The sequence below is a fragment of the Bradyrhizobium sp. LB14.3 genome, assembly GCF_040547985.1.
GTDB lineage: Bacteria > Pseudomonadota > Alphaproteobacteria > Rhizobiales > Xanthobacteraceae > Bradyrhizobium.
In genome coordinates, this window is record NZ_JBEPQT010000002.1 from 46,842 (window position 1) to 66,254 (window position 19,413).

Annotated in this window: 15 protein-coding genes; 3 read left to right on the top strand and 12 right to left on the bottom strand. The window is 63.6% G+C overall.

What is annotated here, in order from left to right:
* The first annotated feature begins 33 nt into the window (after positions 1 to 33).
* Positions 34 to 1,281, top strand: a complete 1,248-nt coding sequence (locus ABIB00_RS03915) for an oxalate decarboxylase family bicupin (RefSeq protein ID WP_354103456.1) — start codon at positions 34 to 36, stop codon at positions 1,279 to 1,281.
* 99 nt (positions 1,282 to 1,380) lie between these two features.
* On the opposite strand, the gene cydB is transcribed toward ABIB00_RS03915, so the two are convergent.
* The 11 genes from cydB to ABIB00_RS03970 form a co-directional block, all read right to left on the bottom strand.
* Positions 1,381 to 2,367 carry a cytochrome d ubiquinol oxidase subunit II gene (cydB, locus tag ABIB00_RS03920; protein WP_354103457.1) on the bottom strand — a complete coding sequence of 329 codons (987 nt, stop codon included), beginning with the start codon at positions 2,365 to 2,367 and terminating at the stop codon, positions 1,381 to 1,383.
* Between the two features lie 2 nt (positions 2,368 to 2,369).
* A complete protein-coding gene (locus ABIB00_RS03925) occupies positions 2,370 to 3,779 on the bottom strand; it encodes a cytochrome ubiquinol oxidase subunit I (RefSeq protein ID WP_354103458.1) in 1,410 nt (469 codons plus the stop codon).
* Between the two features lie 19 nt (positions 3,780 to 3,798).
* Positions 3,799 to 5,337, bottom strand: coding sequence for a malate dehydrogenase (quinone) (mqo, locus tag ABIB00_RS03930; protein ID WP_354103459.1), 1,539 nt, complete (start codon positions 5,335 to 5,337; stop codon positions 3,799 to 3,801).
* 42 nt (positions 5,338 to 5,379) lie between these two features.
* The gene (locus ABIB00_RS03935) at positions 5,380 to 5,784 is read right to left on the bottom strand and encodes a cupin domain-containing protein (protein ID WP_247445598.1); all 405 of its coding nucleotides are present in this window, start codon (positions 5,782 to 5,784) and stop codon (positions 5,380 to 5,382) included.
* A 73-nt stretch (positions 5,785 to 5,857) separates the two neighbouring features.
* Positions 5,858 to 7,294 carry a class II fumarate hydratase gene (gene fumC, locus ABIB00_RS03940; RefSeq protein WP_354103460.1) on the bottom strand — a complete coding sequence of 479 codons (1,437 nt, stop codon included), beginning with the start codon at positions 7,292 to 7,294 and terminating at the stop codon, positions 5,858 to 5,860.
* Between the two features lie 179 nt (positions 7,295 to 7,473).
* Positions 7,474 to 8,070, bottom strand: coding sequence for a YoaK family protein (locus ABIB00_RS03945; protein ID WP_354103461.1), 597 nt, complete (start codon positions 8,068 to 8,070; stop codon positions 7,474 to 7,476).
* 91 nt (positions 8,071 to 8,161) lie between these two features.
* Positions 8,162 to 8,998, bottom strand: a complete 837-nt coding sequence (fdhD, locus tag ABIB00_RS03950) for a formate dehydrogenase accessory sulfurtransferase FdhD (RefSeq protein ID WP_354103462.1) — start codon at positions 8,996 to 8,998, stop codon at positions 8,162 to 8,164.
* Positions 8,999 to 9,001: 3 nt separating this feature from the next.
* Positions 9,002 to 9,520, bottom strand: a complete 519-nt coding sequence (locus ABIB00_RS03955; RefSeq protein WP_502917792.1) for an HdeD family acid-resistance protein — start codon at positions 9,518 to 9,520, stop codon at positions 9,002 to 9,004.
* A 331-nt stretch (positions 9,521 to 9,851) separates the two neighbouring features.
* A complete protein-coding gene (locus ABIB00_RS03960; protein WP_354052882.1) occupies positions 9,852 to 10,352 on the bottom strand; it encodes a Dps family protein in 501 nt (166 codons plus the stop codon).
* A gap of 63 nt (positions 10,353 to 10,415) precedes the next feature.
* A complete protein-coding gene (locus ABIB00_RS03965) occupies positions 10,416 to 10,979 on the bottom strand; it encodes a cytochrome b (protein WP_354103463.1) in 564 nt (187 codons plus the stop codon).
* On the bottom strand, positions 10,976 to 12,031 hold the full coding sequence (locus ABIB00_RS03970; protein ID WP_354103464.1) for a catalase family peroxidase: 1,056 nt from the start codon (positions 12,029 to 12,031) through the stop codon (positions 10,976 to 10,978). Before ABIB00_RS03970 ends, ABIB00_RS03965 begins: the two co-directional genes overlap by 4 nt.
* A gap of 357 nt (positions 12,032 to 12,388) precedes the next feature.
* Here ABIB00_RS03970 and ABIB00_RS03975 point away from each other — a divergent pair, with 357 nt between their 5' ends.
* Together ABIB00_RS03975 and ABIB00_RS03980 are read left to right on the top strand one after the other, a co-directional pair.
* Positions 12,389 to 13,282, top strand: coding sequence for an SDR family NAD(P)-dependent oxidoreductase (locus ABIB00_RS03975; RefSeq protein WP_354103465.1), 894 nt, complete (start codon positions 12,389 to 12,391; stop codon positions 13,280 to 13,282).
* Positions 13,283 to 13,484: 202 nt separating this feature from the next.
* Positions 13,485 to 16,355 (top strand): ATP-binding protein, encoded by a 2,871-nt coding sequence (locus ABIB00_RS03980; RefSeq protein WP_354103466.1) that lies wholly within the window; start codon positions 13,485 to 13,487, stop codon positions 16,353 to 16,355.
* Between the two features lie 209 nt (positions 16,356 to 16,564).
* Here the strand turns inward: ABIB00_RS03980 and ABIB00_RS03985 are convergent, their stop codons facing one another.
* Positions 16,565 to 19,339 (bottom strand): ATP-binding protein, encoded by a 2,775-nt coding sequence (locus ABIB00_RS03985; RefSeq protein WP_502917785.1) that lies wholly within the window; start codon positions 19,337 to 19,339, stop codon positions 16,565 to 16,567.
* Between the last annotated feature and the right edge of the window lie 74 nt (positions 19,340 to 19,413).

Below are 19,413 nucleotides of genomic sequence, written 5' to 3' on the forward strand. Positions count from 1 at the left end.
AGGGCTTTCGACATTTTTCAGGAGCGACCCAATATGTTCTCAAGACGTGATTTGCTGGCCATGTCCGCGGCAGGCGCCGCCATGGTCGGTTCCAGCGCGCAGGCCGCAACCTTCGGCAATCCGGACGAGCCGCCGCAAGGGGCCGTGAATGCCAAAAGCCCGGGAAGCCTGACCGATCCCGGTCCGCAAAATCCTGAATTGGCCAAGCAATTCCCCTCCGCGCAAACCCCGCCGCCAACCGATGTTGGCGGCCTGCCGATGGATTGGGCCTCGTTCAACAATGCGCCGAGGCGCATCCAGAATGGCGGCTGGGCACGGCAGGTCACCGTCGAGGATTTCGCCATCTCGAAGGAGATCTCCGGCGTGAACATGCGGCTGTCCGCCGGCGGCATCCGCGAGCTGCATTGGCATCAGGCGGCCGAATGGGCGATCATGACCTACGGCAGCTGCCGCATCACCGTGCTCGACACGCAAGGACGCCCCTATGTCGGCGACCTCAAAGCCGGCGACCTCTGGTATTTCCCACCGGGCGCGCCGCATTCGCTGCAGGGCCTGGGGCCCGACGGCTGCGAATTCGTAATCTGTTTCGACGACGGCCACGCCAATGAGTTCAACACGCTGCTCGTGACGGACTGGCTCGCCCATACGCCGCCCGAAGTGTTGGCGAAGAATTTCGGCGTCCCGGCTGACGCGTTCGCGAAGATCCCGCTGCACAATCGCTGGATCTTCCAGGGCACGGTGCCCGGCGATCTCGCCGCCGATCGTGCCGCAATCGCCAAGCATGCCGAAGCACCGCCCTATCCGTTCATCCATTCGCTCGGCAGTTCGGCGCCGGTAAAGGAGAGTTCCGCCGGCAGCATCCGCGTCGCCGACAGCAGCAACTTCAAGGTGGCCACCACCGTCGCCGCGGCGCTGGTGACGATGCCGCCGGGAGCAGTCCGGGAGATGCACTGGCATCCGAACGCCGACGAGTGGCAGTACTATATCAAGGGCAAGGCGCGGATGACGGTGTTCGACACCGGCCCCAACGCGCTGACGACGGATTTCTCGGCCGGCGACATCGGCTATGTCCGGCGCAATCTCGGCCATTATGTCGAGAATGTCGGCGACACCGAATTGCAGTTCGTCGGCGTGTTCCGTGCGCCCCGCTACGAGGAGGTGTCCCTTTCCAACTGGCTGACGCACACGCCCGCCAGGCTGGTCGCCCAGCATTTCAACATCGACGAGAAGCTGGTCGCCCAATGGCCGGACAACAGCCCCGGCGTCATGCCCAAATCCTGAACCAGACCTCTGACAAGGGGGCCTGAACGAGAAAGGCGCCAAAGCCGGCGCCTTTCTTTTCGTCCATGGCGGCCCGCTGCAACTTCGAGCGTGCAGCCGTCAGTAGTGATCGGCCGCAGGCGCCGGCTTGCCGCGGAAGACGCGATATCCGACGGCGACATAGAGCAGCATCAGCGGAAATACGAACAGGCCGGCGCCCCAGAACATGAAGGCGAGACTTGCATGAGGCGCCGCGGCCTCGTCAATCGTGACAACGAACGGAATCATGTAGGGCCAGAACGACAGAGCGAGCGTGGCGAAAGCCGCCACGAAGATCAGCGCGACCATATGGAACGGCCAATAATCGTCATGGACGAGGATGCCCTTGGCCAGCATCGCGGCGGCGCCGGCGCCGATCGCGGGAAACACGAGCAGATAGGGCCGGTCGGTCCAGCGCTGCAGAATCGGAAGATGTTCGGCAAGCGCATACGCAAAGACGACGACCAGGAACACCAGGACGCCGATCGCCAGCGGCGGGATATGGCGCCGTGCGGCATCCCGAACGGGGCCATCGCTCTTCCTCACCAGCCAGCAGGCGCCGAGCAGCGAATAGCCGAAGCAGAGCCCGATCCCGCACAGGGCGGAAAAGGCGGTCAGCCAGCCGAACGTTCCGCCGGCATAATCGCCGTTGGAGAACTGAAGTCCTTCGACGAGAGCACCGACCATCGCGCCCTGCATGAAGCTGGCCGCAAACGAGCCCGCGACGAAGCTGACGTCCCAGACCCAGCGCGACCGGAGCGCCTTGCCGCGAAACTCGAAGGCCACGCCGCGCAGGATCAATCCGAGCAGCATTACGACGACAGGGATATAGAAGGCCGACATCACCATGGCGTAGACCACGGGGAACGAGCCCCACATGATCACGCCCGTGACGATCAGCCAGGTTTCATTGCCGTCCCAGACCGGAGCGACCGTGCTCAGCATGGCATCCCGCTTCGCCTCGCTGCCAGCCACGCCGAACAGCATGCCGACGCCGAGATCGAACCCGTCGAGGAGGAGATAGATCAGAATGCTGATGGCAAGAAGGGCAAGCCAGTACATCACCATGGCTATTCTCTCGCCTCGAGATAGCTGCGCGCGGCCGGCACCTGATCGGCGAGCGACATCGGCCGATTGGGCACGGGAACGTGGAGTGGCTTGCCGCCGAGTCCCGCCGGGCCGGCACGCAGCAGCCGATAGATGTAATACGTCCCGAACGAGAAGATGAAGGCGTAGACCGCGACGAACAGGATCAGGGAAGCCATCGCAGCCGACGCGGTCAGGAACGGCGTCACGGCGTCCGCAGTGCGCAATACGCCGTAGATAGTCCACGGCTGGCGCCCCACTTCCGCGGTGTACCAGCCAGTGAGGATCGCGATCCAGGGCAGTGGGAAGCTGAGGAAGATGCCCCACAGCAGCAGGCGGCTCCGATCGAGCCGATGCTTGAGGCCGAGCCAGGTCCCGAGCCAGGCCAGCCCTAGCATCACGAAACCGCAGCCGACCATGATGCGGAAAGCGAAGAACGGGATCGCCACCGGCGGCCGGTCTTGCGGCGCGAAGCTGGTCAGGCCGACCTCCTTCGACGTCAGGCTCATGCTGCCGATGATGCTCCCGAGCACGGGAATCGAAATCGCGTATTTGTTCGATTCAGTGCTCGAATCGGGAATTGCGATCAGCACCTCCGAGGCCGGCTGCTCGTCATGCCAGCGTGCCTCGATCGCGGCGAACTTGGCCGGCTGGTAGTCGTGGACATAGTCGCCGACGAGATGCCCGATGAAGAGCTGGGCCGGCAGCAGCACCGCCGCGAGCGCAAGGCCCATCCGCAGCATCACGTGCGCCTCGGCGCGATAGGTCCGCCGCAGCAGATACCACGCGCCGGTCGCCGCCACGCAGAACGCGCCGGTCAGGTAGGACGCGAGCAGCATGTGCGGAAATCGGACCCAGACCACGCGATTGAAGATGATCTGCGCCCAGTCATCAGGCACGAACTGGCCGTTCTGCAGGACGTAGCCGGTCGGCACCTGCATCCAGCTGTTGTTGACCATGATCCAGAAAGCCGACAGCGTGGTTCCGAGCGCGACCATCGCGGTCGAGAACAGGTAGAACCACGGCGGCACCCGGGGACGACCGAAGATGAGGATGCCAAAGAAGCCCGCCTCCAGCATGAAGGCGGTGAATGTTTCATAGGACAGAAGCGGGCCCTGGATCGGACCCGACATCTTCGAGAGCACGCTCCAGTTCGTCCCGAACTGAAACGCCATCACCACGCCCGATACGACGCCCATGCCGAATGCCGCGCCGAAGATCTTCAGCCAGAACTCGAACAGGGTCCGGTAGACGGGCTTGCCACTGGACTGGTGCATCGCTTCCAGCACGGTGAGCCAGGCGGCAAGCCCGATCGTGAATGCCGGAAAGATGATGTGGAACGAGATGGTGAAGGCGAATTGCAGCCGCGACAGGAGGAGTGCCGTCGGATCCATCGGATAGTCTCCCGTTCGCTCACGCCCGATTCGCGGCCATTGGCGCGCGTGCCGCCGGCTGCGGAATGTTGTCGACCTTGAGGACCTCCGCCGTCGCCGCGCGAATCTGGCGGCAGAAATCCGCGTCGTCGATCAGCGACACGCCATAGGACGGGACGATCTGCTTGAGCTTCGGCAGCCAGGCGCTCGCCGTCAGCTCGCCGGCAAAGCACTTCTCCAGCACGCTGATCGCGATGAAGGCGGCGGTGGAGGCACCCGGCGAGGCGCCGAGAAGGGCGACCAGAGAATGATCGTTCGCGCCGACGAGCTCGGTCCCGAACTCGAGCAGACCGCCGCGCTTGACATCGGGCTTGATGATCTGGACGCGCTGGCCCGCGACCTGCAGCCTCCAGTCCTTCGGGTCCGCCTTGGGGAAATATTCGTCGAGCGCCGCGAGCCGGTGTCCCTCGGATTGCAGCACCTGCCCGACCAGATATTCGGTGAGATCGAAATTGTCCCGCGCCACCGAAAGCAGCGGCTTGACGTTGGCGGGACGAATGGACTCGAAGAGATCCAGCAACGAGCCGTGCTTGAGGAACTTGCTCGAGAAGCCCGCATAGGGGCCGAACAGCAACGAGTGCTTGCCGCCGATCACGCGCGTGTCGAGGTGCGGCACCGACATCGGCGGGGATCCGACCGCGGCCTTGCCGTAGACCTTGGCATGATGTCGCTTGTTGATCTCCGGATCATCGCAGCGCAGCCAGATCCCACTGACCGGAAAACCGCCATAGCCGCGTCCTTCCGGGATACCGGATTTCTCCAGCAGCGGCAGCGCACCGCCGCCGGCACCGATGAAGACGAATTTCGCGCGAACCGAACGCGTCTCGCCGCTCGCGGTGTCCCGTACCTCGATCCGCCACCGGCCGCCCTGCTCCCGGTCAAGACCGGTGACACAGCTGTTGTAGTGGACCGTGCAGCCCGGCTGACTGACAAGATGCCCGATCAGCAGATGCGTCAGCGCGCCGTAATCGACGTCGGTACCGGTGGTGATCCGCGTTGCGGCAACCGGTTCGTCGCCACTCCTTCCGTCCATCACCAGCGGCGTCCATTCGGCGATCTGACTGGGATCCTCGGTATGCTCCATGCTCTCATAGCAATGATGGGCCGACATCGCCTTGAACCGCTTTCGGAGAAACGCGACGTTCTCCGCCCCGTGCACAAAACTCATGTGTGGCACCGGATGAATGAAGGACCTGGGATCCACGATCGCTCCCCGCCCGATCAGGTAGGACCAGAACTGTCGGGACAGATCGAACTCGACGTTGACCTGGAGCGCCTTGGAGATGTCGACGCTGCCGTCGGGCCGCAGCGGCGTGTAGTTCATCTCGCAGTTTGCCGCATGGCCGGTACCGGCATTGTTCCAGGAGTCGGAGCTTTCCCGCGCGCAATCCCCGAGGATCTCGAACGTCTGGATCGACAGCGAGGGTTCGAGCTCCTTGAGAAAGACACCGAGGGTCGCGCTCATGATGCCGGCGCCAATGAGGACGACGTCGGTTTCGCGGTCGGAAGCTGTTGACATGGCTCTTTCCTTCGTTGGCTATTGCTGTTCCAGATGGTTCGATCAGGCCCGCGCCGATTGCCGCGCTTTGGCGCGGAACGGCACGTCCGCTCCCGGCCGCAGGATCACGTAGGCACGGCGCCAGGACGAATCGTCGGTCAATTTCCAGCTGTGCCCGGAGCCTGCGGTATCTTCGGCCAGCAGGACGTTGCCAGGGTGGATCAGGAAGTGGTGGCCGTCACGCGTCTGGAAATCGAGTGTACCGCTCAGCGTGATCACGAGCTGCCGGATCGGCGCAGTGTGCCAGGCGAAGGCCCCGCCTGATTCCGTCTCCTGGAAGGAGATGCTGACGGCATCGATCTTGCCGGTCAGGAAGTCGCCACGCTGGCCCGGCTCCAGCTCGAGAAAGCCGTCCTCGAAATGCGAGTTGTTATCCTTGCCGGTCCATAGACGCACACAGCGGATCATTGTGTCTCTCCTTGCATTGTTGCTGCATTGCCCGAGCGAGATTGTGCGCGCCGGATCATGGCTCTTGCTCCCTTCAAACGGCTTTCGCGCCGATCGCCAGCGGCACCTTGATCTCGGCAACGTAGGGCTTGACCATCTTGGCGGGATCCACGATACGGTCGAACTCCGACTCGGTCACGAAGCCGAGCTTCAGCGCCGCCGACTTCAGCGTGAGATCGTTGTCCGTCGCGTAATGCGCGATCCGCGACGCCTTGTCGTAGCCGATCACCGGAGCCAGTGCCGTCACGAGCATCAGCGACCTCTCGACATACTCCTGGATCTTCTTGCGGTTCGGCTCGGTACCTTCGACGAGGAAGGTACGGAAATTCGTGCAGCCGTCGGTGAGAATGGTGACGGACTGCGCGATGTTGTGGATGATCAGCGGCTTGTAGACGTTCATCTGCAAAAAACCTCCGGCGCCGCCGAACCCGACGGCGACATCGTTCGCCATCACCTGCACGGCGATCATGGTCAGCGCCTCAGCCTGCGTCGGATTGACCTTGCCCGGCATGATCGACGAGCCGGGCTCGTTCTCGGGTATCCTCAGTTCGGCAAAGCCTGCGCGCGGACCGCAGGACAACAGGCGGATGTCGTTTGCGATCTTGTAGAGCGAGCCGGCGAGCGTGCGCAGCGTGCCGGAAAGCTGCACCAGCGCGTCGTGCGCGCCCTGCACTGCGAACTTGTTCGGCGCACTGACGAAGGGCAGGCCCGTCAAGCGCGCGATCTCGGCGGCGACGGCCTCTGCAAAGCCCGGCGCGGCGTTGATCCCGGTGCCAACGGCCGTGCCACCCAGCGCTAGACGGTAGACACCCTTGAGCGTGTCGTCGATACGCGCCAGATTGTCAGCGAGCATGACGGCGTAGCCGGACCACTCCTGACCGAGCGTCAGCGGAGTGGCGTCCTGCATGTGGGTTCGGCCGATCTTGACAATGTCGTCCCACTGGCTCGACTTTGCCGCGATCGCGTCATGCAGAGCCTCGACTGAGGGAACGAGGCGCTCCGTCACGTTCAGCGCGGCCGCGATGTACATGGCCGAAGGAAAGCTGTCGTTCGACGATTGCGACATGTTGACGTGGTCGTTCGGATGAACCGGCAGCTTGCTGCCGAGCGCGGTGCCCGCGAGCTGGCAGCATCGATTCGAGATCACCTCGTTCACGTTCATGTTGAACTGCGTTCCGCTGCCCGTCATCCAGACGTGAAGGGGAAACATGTCGTGATGCTGGCCCGCGAGAATCTCGTCGCAGACGTGGACGATCAGCTTGTGGATCTTGCCGTCGAGACGACCGCCGGCATAATTCGCGTTCGCCGCCGCCTTCTTCAGGATCGCGTAGGACTGGATCATTTCGCGCGGCATCAGGTCCCGGCCGATGCTGAAATGCTCCAGCGAGCGCTGCGTCTGCGCACCCCAGAGCTTGTTCGCGGGAACGTTCACTTCACCCAGGCTGTCTGTCTCTTTGCGGAGGTCGCTCATCCTTGCCTCTCGTGGCAGTTGATGTCGGAAAGTACCTTGGCGGTACTGATCGAAAGTGTACGAACGGCACGGTGAGCACGCTTCCGCGAACGAACGTGCTTTTGCCGAATGGCATGGTGGGCGCCTCGGCCTGCAGCAAGCGAGCCCTGCGAATGAAGGCTAGAAAGGTTGGCAAGGCTTCAGTGCGGATGGCTTGGATACCGGCACAGCCAGAGAACCCATGCCGACGACGCGATCGGCAGAGCGAGGCTCCATGTTCCCAGCCATTTCGTTACGCAACCACCGACGGCGGCCCCGAGCAGGAACATCAGGCAGAGCGCAAGCATGGTTCCGGCGCCGCGCTCCGCATCGCGATCGGACGCCGCAACGAACTGATCGATGGCGCGGAGCATGTTCCCAGTAACGGTCACCGAGAGATACTTCCAGCGGCCGACCTCTCTAAAACTCGCCGATTGCAGCGCGACGCCAAAGGAGATGATAAGGATCACGATCTCATCAGGAAGGCGATGAAGCATCAGCATCGCCGCCGCCAGGCAGACGATCTCTCCGACGAGGCAGCGTCGCGCCGCCCGGCTGCGGGCCGCCACCAGCGCTCCCAGGATGAAGGCAGCCAGCGGAAGGAGATGATGGAGCGCGCGCTGCCATTGTCCGGACTGGGCAAAGACTCCGAGGAAGACGACATTGCCGGTCTGCGAATTCGCGAAGACGCCGAGCGAGAGCCACGTAAAAGCGTCGAGGAAGCCTCCCGACATGCAGAGCAGAGAGGCAACCAGCAACGATCGTTCCGGAGCGTGAATCTCGACGCGTGTCCCGGCCAAAGGCTCCGTTGTTACGGCTTGCATCACCATGTTCGCCGGTAGGCGGATATCAGCGGCCGGCGCGCGGCACGGCCTCGTCAGGCAGCAGAACGCGGCGCGGATGCGTGAAGACGCCGTATCCGTCATCACGGGCGACGGCGAGAAGCGTGATCCCCGCCTCGTTCGCGGTCTGGATGGCAAGCGCGGTCGGCGCGGAAACGGCGACAACGACTGGCACGCCCATCATCGCGGCCTTCTGCACCATTTCCACTGAAACGCGGCTCGTCAGCAGCACGGCGCCGTCGCGGGCCGAGTTGCCGTCGCGGACCATTGCACCGGCGAGCTTGTCGAGCGCGTTGTGCCGGCCGACATCCTCCCTGACCAAGGTAATGCCGGTGCCCGGATGCCAGAAGGCTGCTGCGTGAACGGACCTCGTCTGTTGATTCAACGTCTGGAGAGGAGACAGCGCCTGCATGGCATTCAGCAGGTCCCGCGCGTGAAAGGCAATGCCCGGGCCCCCGACCCGCGACGGAGTGCGACGCGCCTGTTCGAGGCTTTCGATGCCGCATAACCCGCACCCGACCGGCCCGCTGATGGCGCGCCGGCGAGCGGCCAGGGCCGCCGCGCGGTCGCCATCGAGCCACATCCGCACTTCCATGCCGAGCTCGTTCGAGATCAGCTCGATGCTCCTGATCTCGCTCGCACGATCGACGATGGCCTCGGTGAGGCTGAAGCCGACACCAAAGTCCTCCAGATCGGCCGGCGTCCCCATCATCACGGCATGCGTTGATCCGTTATAGGTAAGCGCGATGGCGCTCTCCTCGGCCACCAATCGCGACGTCGATGTCGTGCGGCCGCCGCGCCAGGCGATCTCCCGGTGCCGCGTGAATGTCGAACCTGTCATCATGGCTCACACCGTCGCCGGCTCGGCCGAATGCCGCGAGGCCCGGCTCCGGAGCGCGAGCCCGAATGCAATGAAAGCCCAACCTTGGAAGACCAGATCGACGACCAGCATCGCACCGAGCAGCCAGAGGCCAATGGCAGGCCAGACCGCAACCAGTATCACGCCGACGCAGAACGTCACAACGCCGGCAGCCACGATCCAGCGCCAGCCTGCAGCCGGCCGTATATGGAAGCCTGCCCAGATCCGCGTCACCCCGGCAGCGACCAGGAAAGCGCACATTACGAGCGACAGCGAGAACGAGGCCAGCGGCGGATCGTAGAGGATGACGGCTCCGGCAGCGGCATAGACGATTCCGGCGAGCAGCCAGCACAGGAAGCCACGCAGGCCGTGCACCGAAAAGGCATGTACGAACTGGGAGATCCCGGCGACTGCCATCGTGGCGCCAATGACGAGCACGGAGGCGAGGCTCGCCGCCATCAGATTGGCCGACGCAATGCCGCCAAGGATCAGTTCACCGCCCCCCAGCGCAACGAACCAGCCTCACTTTCCGGCGATTGCGTGAATGGCCCTTCCGAGCGACGCTTTCGAGTTCGACATATCCGTCATGGCGTGATCCTTGTACGTATGACCGGCCTGCCGGTCATAAATGCGGTCAAGCGTATAGATATCTGCGTCCAGTCATCTTTCGCGGATGCAGCGACATTGTTTCATCCGCACGATGCTGGCCCGGCGCGCCCGCCTGTTCGATCAATTCGAAGACAATCAACCACCAACACGCGGAAGCGAGGGTCTCCCTCGCTTCCGCGCCGCCGCAACGATCGGCCGGCGCTTTCCGGCCGCATGATATACCCAGTGCTTACGAGTTCGGACCGCCTCGGCCCGTCTCATACAGGAACCAGATCCGCCGCTCCGTCTCGTCGATCCAGTTTTCCAGCAGGCTTGCAGTCGCGACGTCGCCGTATTCGTCGCAGAGCTCGTGGACCCGGCGCATTTCCCGTGTCAACTGTTGGTTGTCGCTGCGCAACTCGGCCAGCATGTCCTGCGGATCGACATAATCGGCGTCGTTGTCGAGAATGCGCTGCTCACGCGCTATCTGGCCGATCGAGCGCAGCGTCGTTCCGCCGATCTTGCGGGCCCGCTCGGCAATATCGTCAGTCATGGCAAAAATCTGCTCGGCCTGCTCGTCGAGCAGCAGATGATAGTCGCGGAAATGCCTGCCCGACACGTGCCAGTGAAAGTTCTTGGTCTTCATGTACAGCGCGAAGACATCCGCCAGCAGCGCTCTCAGGGCGGCTGGAACGTCACGGTTCGCATTGGCCCCGAGATCCGTCGGGCTTTGGAGGTCTGCCTTGGTCATTGCCGTCATCCTTGCTGGAGGTTGAAAGACTTTAGCCGCGCGTTTCGCCGTCGCGCGAAGCCCTCATTCTGCGGGCGTCGTCCTGTTCCGAGGTGGAAAGAGTGCGATCGCACCGAACACGCCGTCGCGGCGGATCAATGCGTGGAACAGCCCGGCCGCCAGATGCAGCAACACGAGGGCAAAGAACGCTAAGCCCAGATAGACGTGGGCCTGCCACAGCAGCGTGTGCACGGGGTCGCTCTGCGGCAGCAACGCCGGAATTCGGACTCCGCCGTACAGGACGACCGGATAGGCCGCGGCCCAAAGCATGCCGATGCCCAGCAACGGCATAATGATCATGAAGCCATAGAGGAGCAGATGCGACAATCTCGCTCCCAGCTTTATCGCCGGCGGAAGATCAGCCGGCAACTGCGGCGCGCCGTAGTGGCGCCGCAGAGCCAGCCTGATCACGACGAGAACCAGAAGCGTGAGGCCGAGCGTCTTGTGGATCAGGATCAGCGGCAGATATGTCGGCGTCACCGTGGACACCATGCCGACGCCGATGAAGAACATGGCAATGATACAGGCCGCCATCAGCCAGTGCAGGAGCCTCTGAACCAGGGCGAAACGATGAGGAGCAATGCTCATGGCTTGGTGGTCTCAGTTCGCGGATAGTCGCCGGCTTCGGCCGCGCGTAAATCGTAGGACTTGCGGTAGACCGACGAGCGCGCAGCCGGGAAAGGATCGTCCGACACCCGGATTCCCCGCGGCAGCACGGTCGGGTCGAAGTTGATGTCGCGGCAAGGCCCATCCTGCTCCGGCTCGATCCGCTGCGCGATGAGCGTTCCGACCTGCACCGTGCGGCGGTTCTCCGGCCAGGCCTTGCTCGGGTCCGCGGTCGGATCGCCGGGATCGGCGACCGTCGTGACCATGGTCCAGCGTGGCGCGCCGGCGGTCCGGACCCGCTCCGTTATCTCCCGCTCGAGAAAATTCGGACCGTGCGTTTCCAGCTCAGCTTGCGAAACCGGAACGATCTGTGCCGTCGGCAGCAGCGACCACCGAACTGCATGCTCGCCGCCCTTCGCGTCCGTGAAGATGAAGCTGTTGAGCCCATGGTAAGGCTCTTCCGCATAACTGCCGGTCCAGGGCGCCGTCTTGGCCCAGGCCGCGAAGGCGGCGAATTCCGGATTTGCCTGGATGAAAATCTGCATCGCCTCCGGATCCTTCTTGCCGGATGCAATCAGCAGGTCGTGAAAGGCCTGCGGCGTGGACACTGCAAAGAACGGCGGGTTGATCATCGCCATCCGCCACTCTTCGCCGTCCGCCGCTGCAATCTGCAATCCCAAACCGCGCACGCGGACAGTTGCATCCACGGCGTTCGGATCGGTGGTGCCGAGATTGAAGCGCCCCAGAGCCGGATAGGTGCCCCGTTCAAAGACCCTGGCCCGCGAGAGCTCCACACCGTCTCCGTTCGCCTCGAAGATGCCGGTGAAGCAGATCCCCTTCGCATGATTTCGGCGGTGCCCGAGCGGCGCGCCGCTCGGAGGCGTCAGCGCCCCGATCATCCGCTCCGGCGTCAGGCGCCCGGGTGAGAGCCAGCCTGCGGTGTAGGCGAACGCGGCAGCGCCGCCCCCGAGGACGGCCGCGATCAACACGAGCGATCCGAGTCCCGAACGCGGCAGGTTGCCCGACTGATTCATCCGCTTCTCCTTGCAATACGCGAGCTACCGCAGACCGCTCACACGGTCCGTTCCATCGAGCGGCTCAGGTTCCTTGTAGCCGGCGGCCGCGGCCACGATCTTCTGAAACCCAACGCGAATTTCGCGAAGGCACGTTCAGGGTTGTCCGGCAGCGGGAGGCCCGTCCTGTCCCGCCTTCGGGCTTTTTCGAAATATTTCGTGCGATCTGAAAATTAGCCGCCGGGCTCGAAAGACCCGTCTTGCGCCCGGCCGTATTTCTGAGGCTCTTCGCGCAAGGCCAGCGGCCGATTGCCGAGCGACGACCTGTCGCGACGGCGCTGGCGTCTTTGCGGGAGGTGGAATGCAATTGGGGTTCGAATGAGCAAAGTGATCATCGTCACGGGAGCTGCGAACAGCATCGGACGAAGCACCTGCAAGAAATTGGCCCAGGCCGGCCACACGGTCTACGTTTCAATGCGGGAAACGGATGGCCACGATGAGCACGGCGTCGCGGGGCCGGAAGCCGAGGCCGGCAAGCACGGCGGGGATCTCCGAACCATCGCGTTCGACTTCTCTTCGGAAGCCTCCGTAAACTCGGCCATCGATGCCATCGTCGCCGAGAACAACCGCCTCGATGTGATCGTGCACAACGCCCGCCAGGTCCTCTACGGACCGGTGGAGGCCTTTACACCGGACCAGCTTGCCGAGCTCTACGACACCAACGTGCTGAATGCGCAACGGCTCAATCGGGCCGCATTGCCACAGTTGCGCAAGCAGGGCCAAGGCCTGCTGATATGGGTCTCGTCGAGCAGCGCGCGTGGCGGCTCGGTTCCTTTCCTCGGCGCCTATGCTTCGTCAAAGGCCGCCCTTGACGCGCTGGCGCTCGGTTATGCCGGCGAGCTCGCGCGTTGGGGCGTCGAGACGACCATCGTCGTCCCCAGCGCGCTCGGACCCGGCCACTACATTCGCTCCGGCCGGCCGCTGGACACCGTTCGGGCCGAGGAATACGCGGATGGTCCGACGGCCGATTTGAGCGAGGTCGCGTTATCGGCGCTTGCGCAGCTCTCGGCGAAGGATCGAACTCCCCAAGACGTCGCGACCGCCATAGCCGATGTCGTCGACATGCCATTCGGACAGCGTCCGCTACGCGCTCATTTCGGTCCGGACGACGACGGAGCCGCAACCGTCGACGCCATCGCCGACAGCGCCCGCGCGGAACTGCTCCGCCGCATCGGACTGGAAGACATTCTCAAGCCGACATTCATCGGATAGGACGTCCCGAAAGATTCAGGATTGACTTCGAGCCCCAGACGAAAGTGATAGGCTCTGATCCTTTACCCTGAAACTGCCGGATGTTACCTTTCGCGGGCCACTACGTTCACACGTCTTGGTGTGCTTCCAAGTCATAGAACGTGACGAGTCGTGCGCCGGGTTGATATCCCCAAATGGCCCCCGCTGGCAAAGCAACAACGTGATGACCCCCGCTGACCGCTGCGCTCAGGACGAAGCCTCCCGGGAGATCTTCGTCTTCGGGCCGTTTCGCCTCGACCCATCGCGGCGGCTGATTGAAAGAGACGGAGGCCCGCTGCAACTGTCGGGTCGCGCATTCGACATCCTGCTCGCCCTGGTGCGGCAGGCCGGCAACGTCGTCAGCAAGACGGATCTGATCGCCAAGGCGTGGCCAGGCACTGAAGTCGAGGAAAACATCCTGCGTGTCCATGTCGCCGCACTCCGCAAGGCACTCGGAGACGGCAACGACGGCGTCAGGTATCTGAGCACGGTCTCCGGGCAAGGCTACTGCTTCGTCGCTGCGGTCTCGCACCCGGAACAGAGGCAATCTGCACCGACCGACCCGGTTTACGTCCACAACCTGCCGGCGCCTCCCCGGCAGATGGTAGGGCGCGAGCAAGCCATCCAGGACATCTCAGAAAAACTGAGAGCTCAACGCTTCGTCACCGTCGTCGGCCCGGGCGGCATCGGCAAGACCACGGTTGTCGTTTCCGCAGGCCACGCCCTGCTCGATGAATTCGTCGGTCATGTCCACTTCGTCGATCTCGGCAAGACCGGCAACGCCGCTCCGGTGCCGGCAATCGTCGCATCTTCACTTGGACTGCTGATCCGATCGAATGATCCCACGAGCAACCTCGCGGCATTCCTGCGCAACAGGCGCATGCTGCTCATTCTGGATTGCTGCGAGCCCGTCATCGAGGCAGCGGCGGCGCTTGCCGAGCGGCTCTACCAGGCAGCGCCGGAGCTGCACATCCTGGCCACGAGCCGGGAGCTGCTGCGCGTCGAAGGCGAATTCACATACCGTCTCCCGCCGCTGCCGAGCCCGCCGGAGAGGGCCGTTCTGACGGCCGCGAACGCCCTCGCCTATGCTTCCGTGAAACTCTTCGTCGAGCGCGCGACTGCGGGAGGCGGCGAGTTCGCGCTGTCGGATGCGAACGCCTCTGATGTCGGCAACCTTTGCCGCCGGCTCGACGGCATCCCGCTCGCCATCGAGCTCACCGCTGCCCATGTGGGCGTATACGGCGCGAGAGCGATGGTCCAGCTCCTCGACCAGCACCTCAATCTGCTATGGGAGGGACGGCGCACCGCACTGCCCCGACACCGGACGCTGCGCGCAACCATCGAATGGAGCTACAATCTACTGAGCGAATCGGAACGCGTGATCCTCGGCCGGCTGTCAGTGTTCGTCGGCAGCATGACCCTGGATGCCGCGCGGTCGATTGCCGCGACCACGGAGGACGACGACACGATCCTGGCGATCATCGACAGCCTCATCGCCAAGTCGATGCTCGCACTGAACATCGGCTCGCAACCGACCCGCTACCGCCTTGCGGACTCGACCCGGGCATACGCGCAAGAGAAACTTGCCGCCAGCGGGGACGCCGGCGCGATCTCGCGACGTCACACCTGCTACTTTCACGGCCTCCTTGAAAAGATCGGCGGCGAAGCGAACCGAGACCTCTCGGCGGCTGCCGAGGAATTTGGCAACGTCCGTGCCGCGCTGACGTGGTGCTTCTCCGATCAGGGAGACCGCAGAGCCGGCGTGGCCCTCGCCGCGGCGTCAGTACCGCTATTCTTCAAGCTGTCGCTCCTGGCAGAATGCGAGTTCTGGGTCACCCGCGCCATCGAAGCACTCGATGAGACCAATGGAAACATCAAGCAGGGCCTCGTCCTTCACGCTACGCTTGTGGCCGCCCGCATGCTCACGGGACAGCTGGATGAATTGGGCGCAAATCACCTCCACCGGGCGATCGAGCTGACGGAAACGATCGGCGACATACAAGGGCAGATCCGCCTGATCGATCAGTTGCATTTGCTGCAATTGTTCGTCGGCAAGTATGATGAGGCATTGGGCACTGCCAAACGCGGCGAAGCCATTGCTCTCGCCAGCAACGATTCCATTGCGGTGGCGCGCATGCGCGTGTTGCTCAGCATCTCCTGCCAATATCTCGGAAAGTTCGCAGCCTCTCGCTCATACATCGAATCGGCGTTGCTGCATCCGGACCTGGGTGGGGACGTCCCTAGCAGACTTACGCTCGAATATCCCAAACGCGCTCAGATCACCCTTGCACGCGTCCTCTGGCTTCAGGGACATTCGGATCAGGCGACGCAAATGGTGCGCCGCGCCATCTCGGACGTCATAGCAGCGAACCATCCGGTGATGTTCTGCCGGGCACTGCCATGGGCATTCGGCGTCTTCTTCTGGAATGGCGAAACGGAGGATTGCGAAGACCATATCGACAGATTCATCGTGGAGGCTCGAAGGCACAACCTCGCCATCCTCCAGATGGTAGGCGAGGCCATGAAGGGGATTACGCTGCTGGCTGGGAGCGAGACCGGCATCGGGCTCGCGATGTTGAAAGGTTCGATCGAGAAGCTGCAGAGCCTGAGTTTCGGTGCGGTGGCAGGGCTTCGCATGCCTCTCGCCGAAGCCCTGGTGGCGACAGGTCATGGCGACGAAGCTCTGGACACCATTGATCAGGCGATCGCCCAGTCCCGGCGCTGCAACTTCATGATGGACATGCCCGACATGTTGCGCACAAGAGCGGAAGCGCTGATGCACAAGAGTAATCCGGATTTTTCGCAAGCCGAGCTGAGCCTCGTGCAAGCGCTCGACATCGCCCGCCATCAGGGAGCGCTGGGCTATGAGCTTCGCGCGGCGATTGCGCTCGCGAGATTATGGCAGCGAGGCGGGCGGCACCAGCAGGCGCACGATATGCTTGCGTCCGTCTATCAGCAGTTTACCGAGGGATTCCAGACACGCAGCCTCGTGACGGCAAGGGGCTTGCTTGCCGAGCTGAGCCCGCCACGCTCGTGCTCGTTTGCGGCCAAATGACCGCCGTGCAATCGCGATAGTGGGGTGCAGTCTCGAACGACTCGTGCGGGCTGCCGGTCCCCGCTGCGCATGCAATGAGACGTCGGCGCGCGGCACAAGCGGCCTTACACGCGAATTGTGGAACGTTCCAGAGCACGGGGATGCGGCGCTCACCGAGGCCGCACCGGCATCCGATGAGTTAAATCGGATGTCGCTCCCCGGGGCTTCGCCTACGACCCCAGCTTCGCCAGCATTGCGCGCGCGTCGCGGAAGTCTGCTGTCTCGAAGCCTTCGGTGACCTTGCCGTATGCGGACGCCAGAACATGGCGCGCATCGGCCGGACGCCCCTCGCTCATCCGCAATCGCGCCATGCTGATCGCCGTCCTGAGCTCCCAGAACAACGCGCCCTGGCTCCGGGCCACTTCGGACGCCCTGTCGAAGGCCTGCGCGGCAGAGATCGTCGAGCGGCGCTCGCCGGGAAGCAGCAGCAATTCGCCCTTGATGCGCCAGAGTTCGGCGACATACCACCCCTCGTCCCTCGCCTCGCATCGCGCGAGCGCCTCGTCGGCGGTCGCAAGCCCCTGTGACACCTCGCCGGCTTCGCCGAGACATACCGCGAGTTCGCCGAGCATAAGCAGAAAGCGCGGCAGGTGACGCGCCTCGCGGGCAAGCTCGAGCGTCTTGCGCAGCAACGGCAATCCGGTCGCAAGGTCGCCCCGGCGCGCGATCAACAGGCCCTTGAAGGCGCGCGCCCACAGATTCCACAAGCGGATCGGGTGGCGCTCGGTATGTTCGAGCAGCATCGTGCAATAGCGCTCGGCCGCGTCGAGATCGCCGGTCAGGAGGGCAATCGGGCAAGCACCCTGGCCGAGGACGCTGCAGAAAGTGAGAGCGTGACCACTGGTCCGGCCTTCCTCGACGTTGTGCTCGACGACGCTCAAGGCCTGATCCGCGAGGCCGAGCAGCCACAGTATCCGCGCCTGGAAGTAGCGCGTCGAGACCCGCAGATCGAAGCGGAACCGGATGACCTGAGGCTTGGCCGCCAGATCCGAGAGGCGAGACAGGGTTCGCCCGATATGATCATAGGCCTGCCGCTGATCGCCGAGATAGTGCAGCGTCGTCGCAAGCAGCCGGTCGGCCATCATCCGGTCGACTGGATTGCCGGAATCAGCCACGACCGCCGCGAAGCGATGCGCAAATTCGAGCGCCCTGCGGAATCCGCCGTTGTTGAACTGATCGATGCAGAGTCCCCAAAGCGCGCGCAACAGATAGTCCCTGTCCCCGAGCTGTTCGGCAAGCCGAAGGGTCTCAGCCCAGGCGGGACCGGCCTCCCGGGCCCTTCCAACACCGTACATCAGCGACCAGCCGCGCGCGGCCGACAGCTGCATACGAAGCCGCGGCGCGTTCGAGGCCGTCGGATCGAGGCGCGCCAGGGCGAGTTCGGTCCGCTCGCGGCATTCGGTGAGGAGCGACAACTGCACCCAGAGTGGGACCGCAGCCGCCGTCAAGGCCGCCCCAAGTTGCGAGTCTCCGCCGGACGAGAAGGCCCAATCGAGGCTCGTGCGGACGTTGTCGATGTGCCGGCCATAGATGGCGAGCCACTCCGCCTGCGGCCTTACTTCGCTGTCTGCTTCGGCGCGGGCAAAGACTCCGCAATAGTATTTCGCCTCGCGGCAGGCCGCGTCGGGATGTTCGCCGGCGGCGTGCAGCTTCTCCAATGCATAGGCACGTGTTGTATCCAGCAAGCGATAATGAGGACTGTCGCCGCGAATATCAGCGAGAACGAGCGACTTTACCACCAGCCGGGCAAGCTGGCCGGTCACGTCGCTGATGCCCTCGCCGGCGACCGCGATCACTGCATCGAGCTCGAATTCGCCAGCGAATATGCCGAGCTGCCGGAGAAGCCACGCCTCGTCGTCCGGCAACAGGTCATAGCTCCAGTCGAGCGTTGCGCGCAGCGTTTGCTGTCTCGGCAACGCTGTGCGCCGTCCGGTCGTCAGAAATTTGAACCTGTCATCGAGAAGTGCGGCGATCTTCGGCGGGCTGAGCATGACTGCGCGCGCCGCTGCAAACTCGATGGCAAGCGGAATGCCGTCGAGGCGCCGGCAGATGGTTGCGACGGCGCTAATGTTCTCCTCGTCGGACGCGAAGCTTGAACCCAGCGCCTTCGCCCTGCTCGTGAATAATTCCACTGCGCTGTACGCAGAAGCGCCGGCGGATTCGAACCGGGATTCAGGCGGCACATCCAGAGGGGGCACGCGGTAGACATGCTCCCCCTCGATGCGCAGCGCCTCCCGGCTCGTCGCAACAATGAACGTCCCGGAACAGCGGCTGACAATCAGCTCGGCCGCAACCGCCACGGCATCAATGACATGTTCGCAATTATCGAGAATGAGCAGCAATGGCCGATGGCCGATTGCACGCGCGATGGCATCAGGCGAAATCTCCTCGCCCTCGAGCTTGACGCCGAGCACGCCGGCGATGACCGAGCAGACGAGCTTGGGATCAGACAGCGAGGCCAGCTCGACCAGCAACCGGTCAGCCACAAAGCCGGGCGGAGGCGTCCTGGCGGCCTCGAGTGCCAGCGACGTCTTCCCAATGCCGCCAGGCCCGACCAGGCTCACGATGCGATAGGCCGACAGTAGCCGCCACAAATGTACGATCGCAGCCGTTCGGCCGATGAGATCGAAAGCTGCGTTGGGAATGTTGATCGACGGCGGCAAGCCGGTTGCGACAGATTGTGGCGGGGTGTCGATGTGCTGGATCTGCCACGCTCCCAGCAAACGATAACCGCGGCCGACGGCGGTTGACAGCATGTCGCGGTCAGGACCAAGCGCCTTTCGGATCGCCGCGATATGCACGCGAAGTGCGCTCTCTTCGACAAAGACGCCCCGCCAGACGCGTTCCGTTAAATCTTTCTTGGTGACGAGATGGCCCTGCGCCAGCACCAATTCGGCAAGAATCTCAAAGGCGCGTCCCCCCAAGGGAACGAGCTCTCTCGTCAAGCGCAATTCGCGTCTGGCAAGATCTATTTCCCATTCCCGGCAAATGTAGACGGTACGCCGGCCTGGCTCAGCCA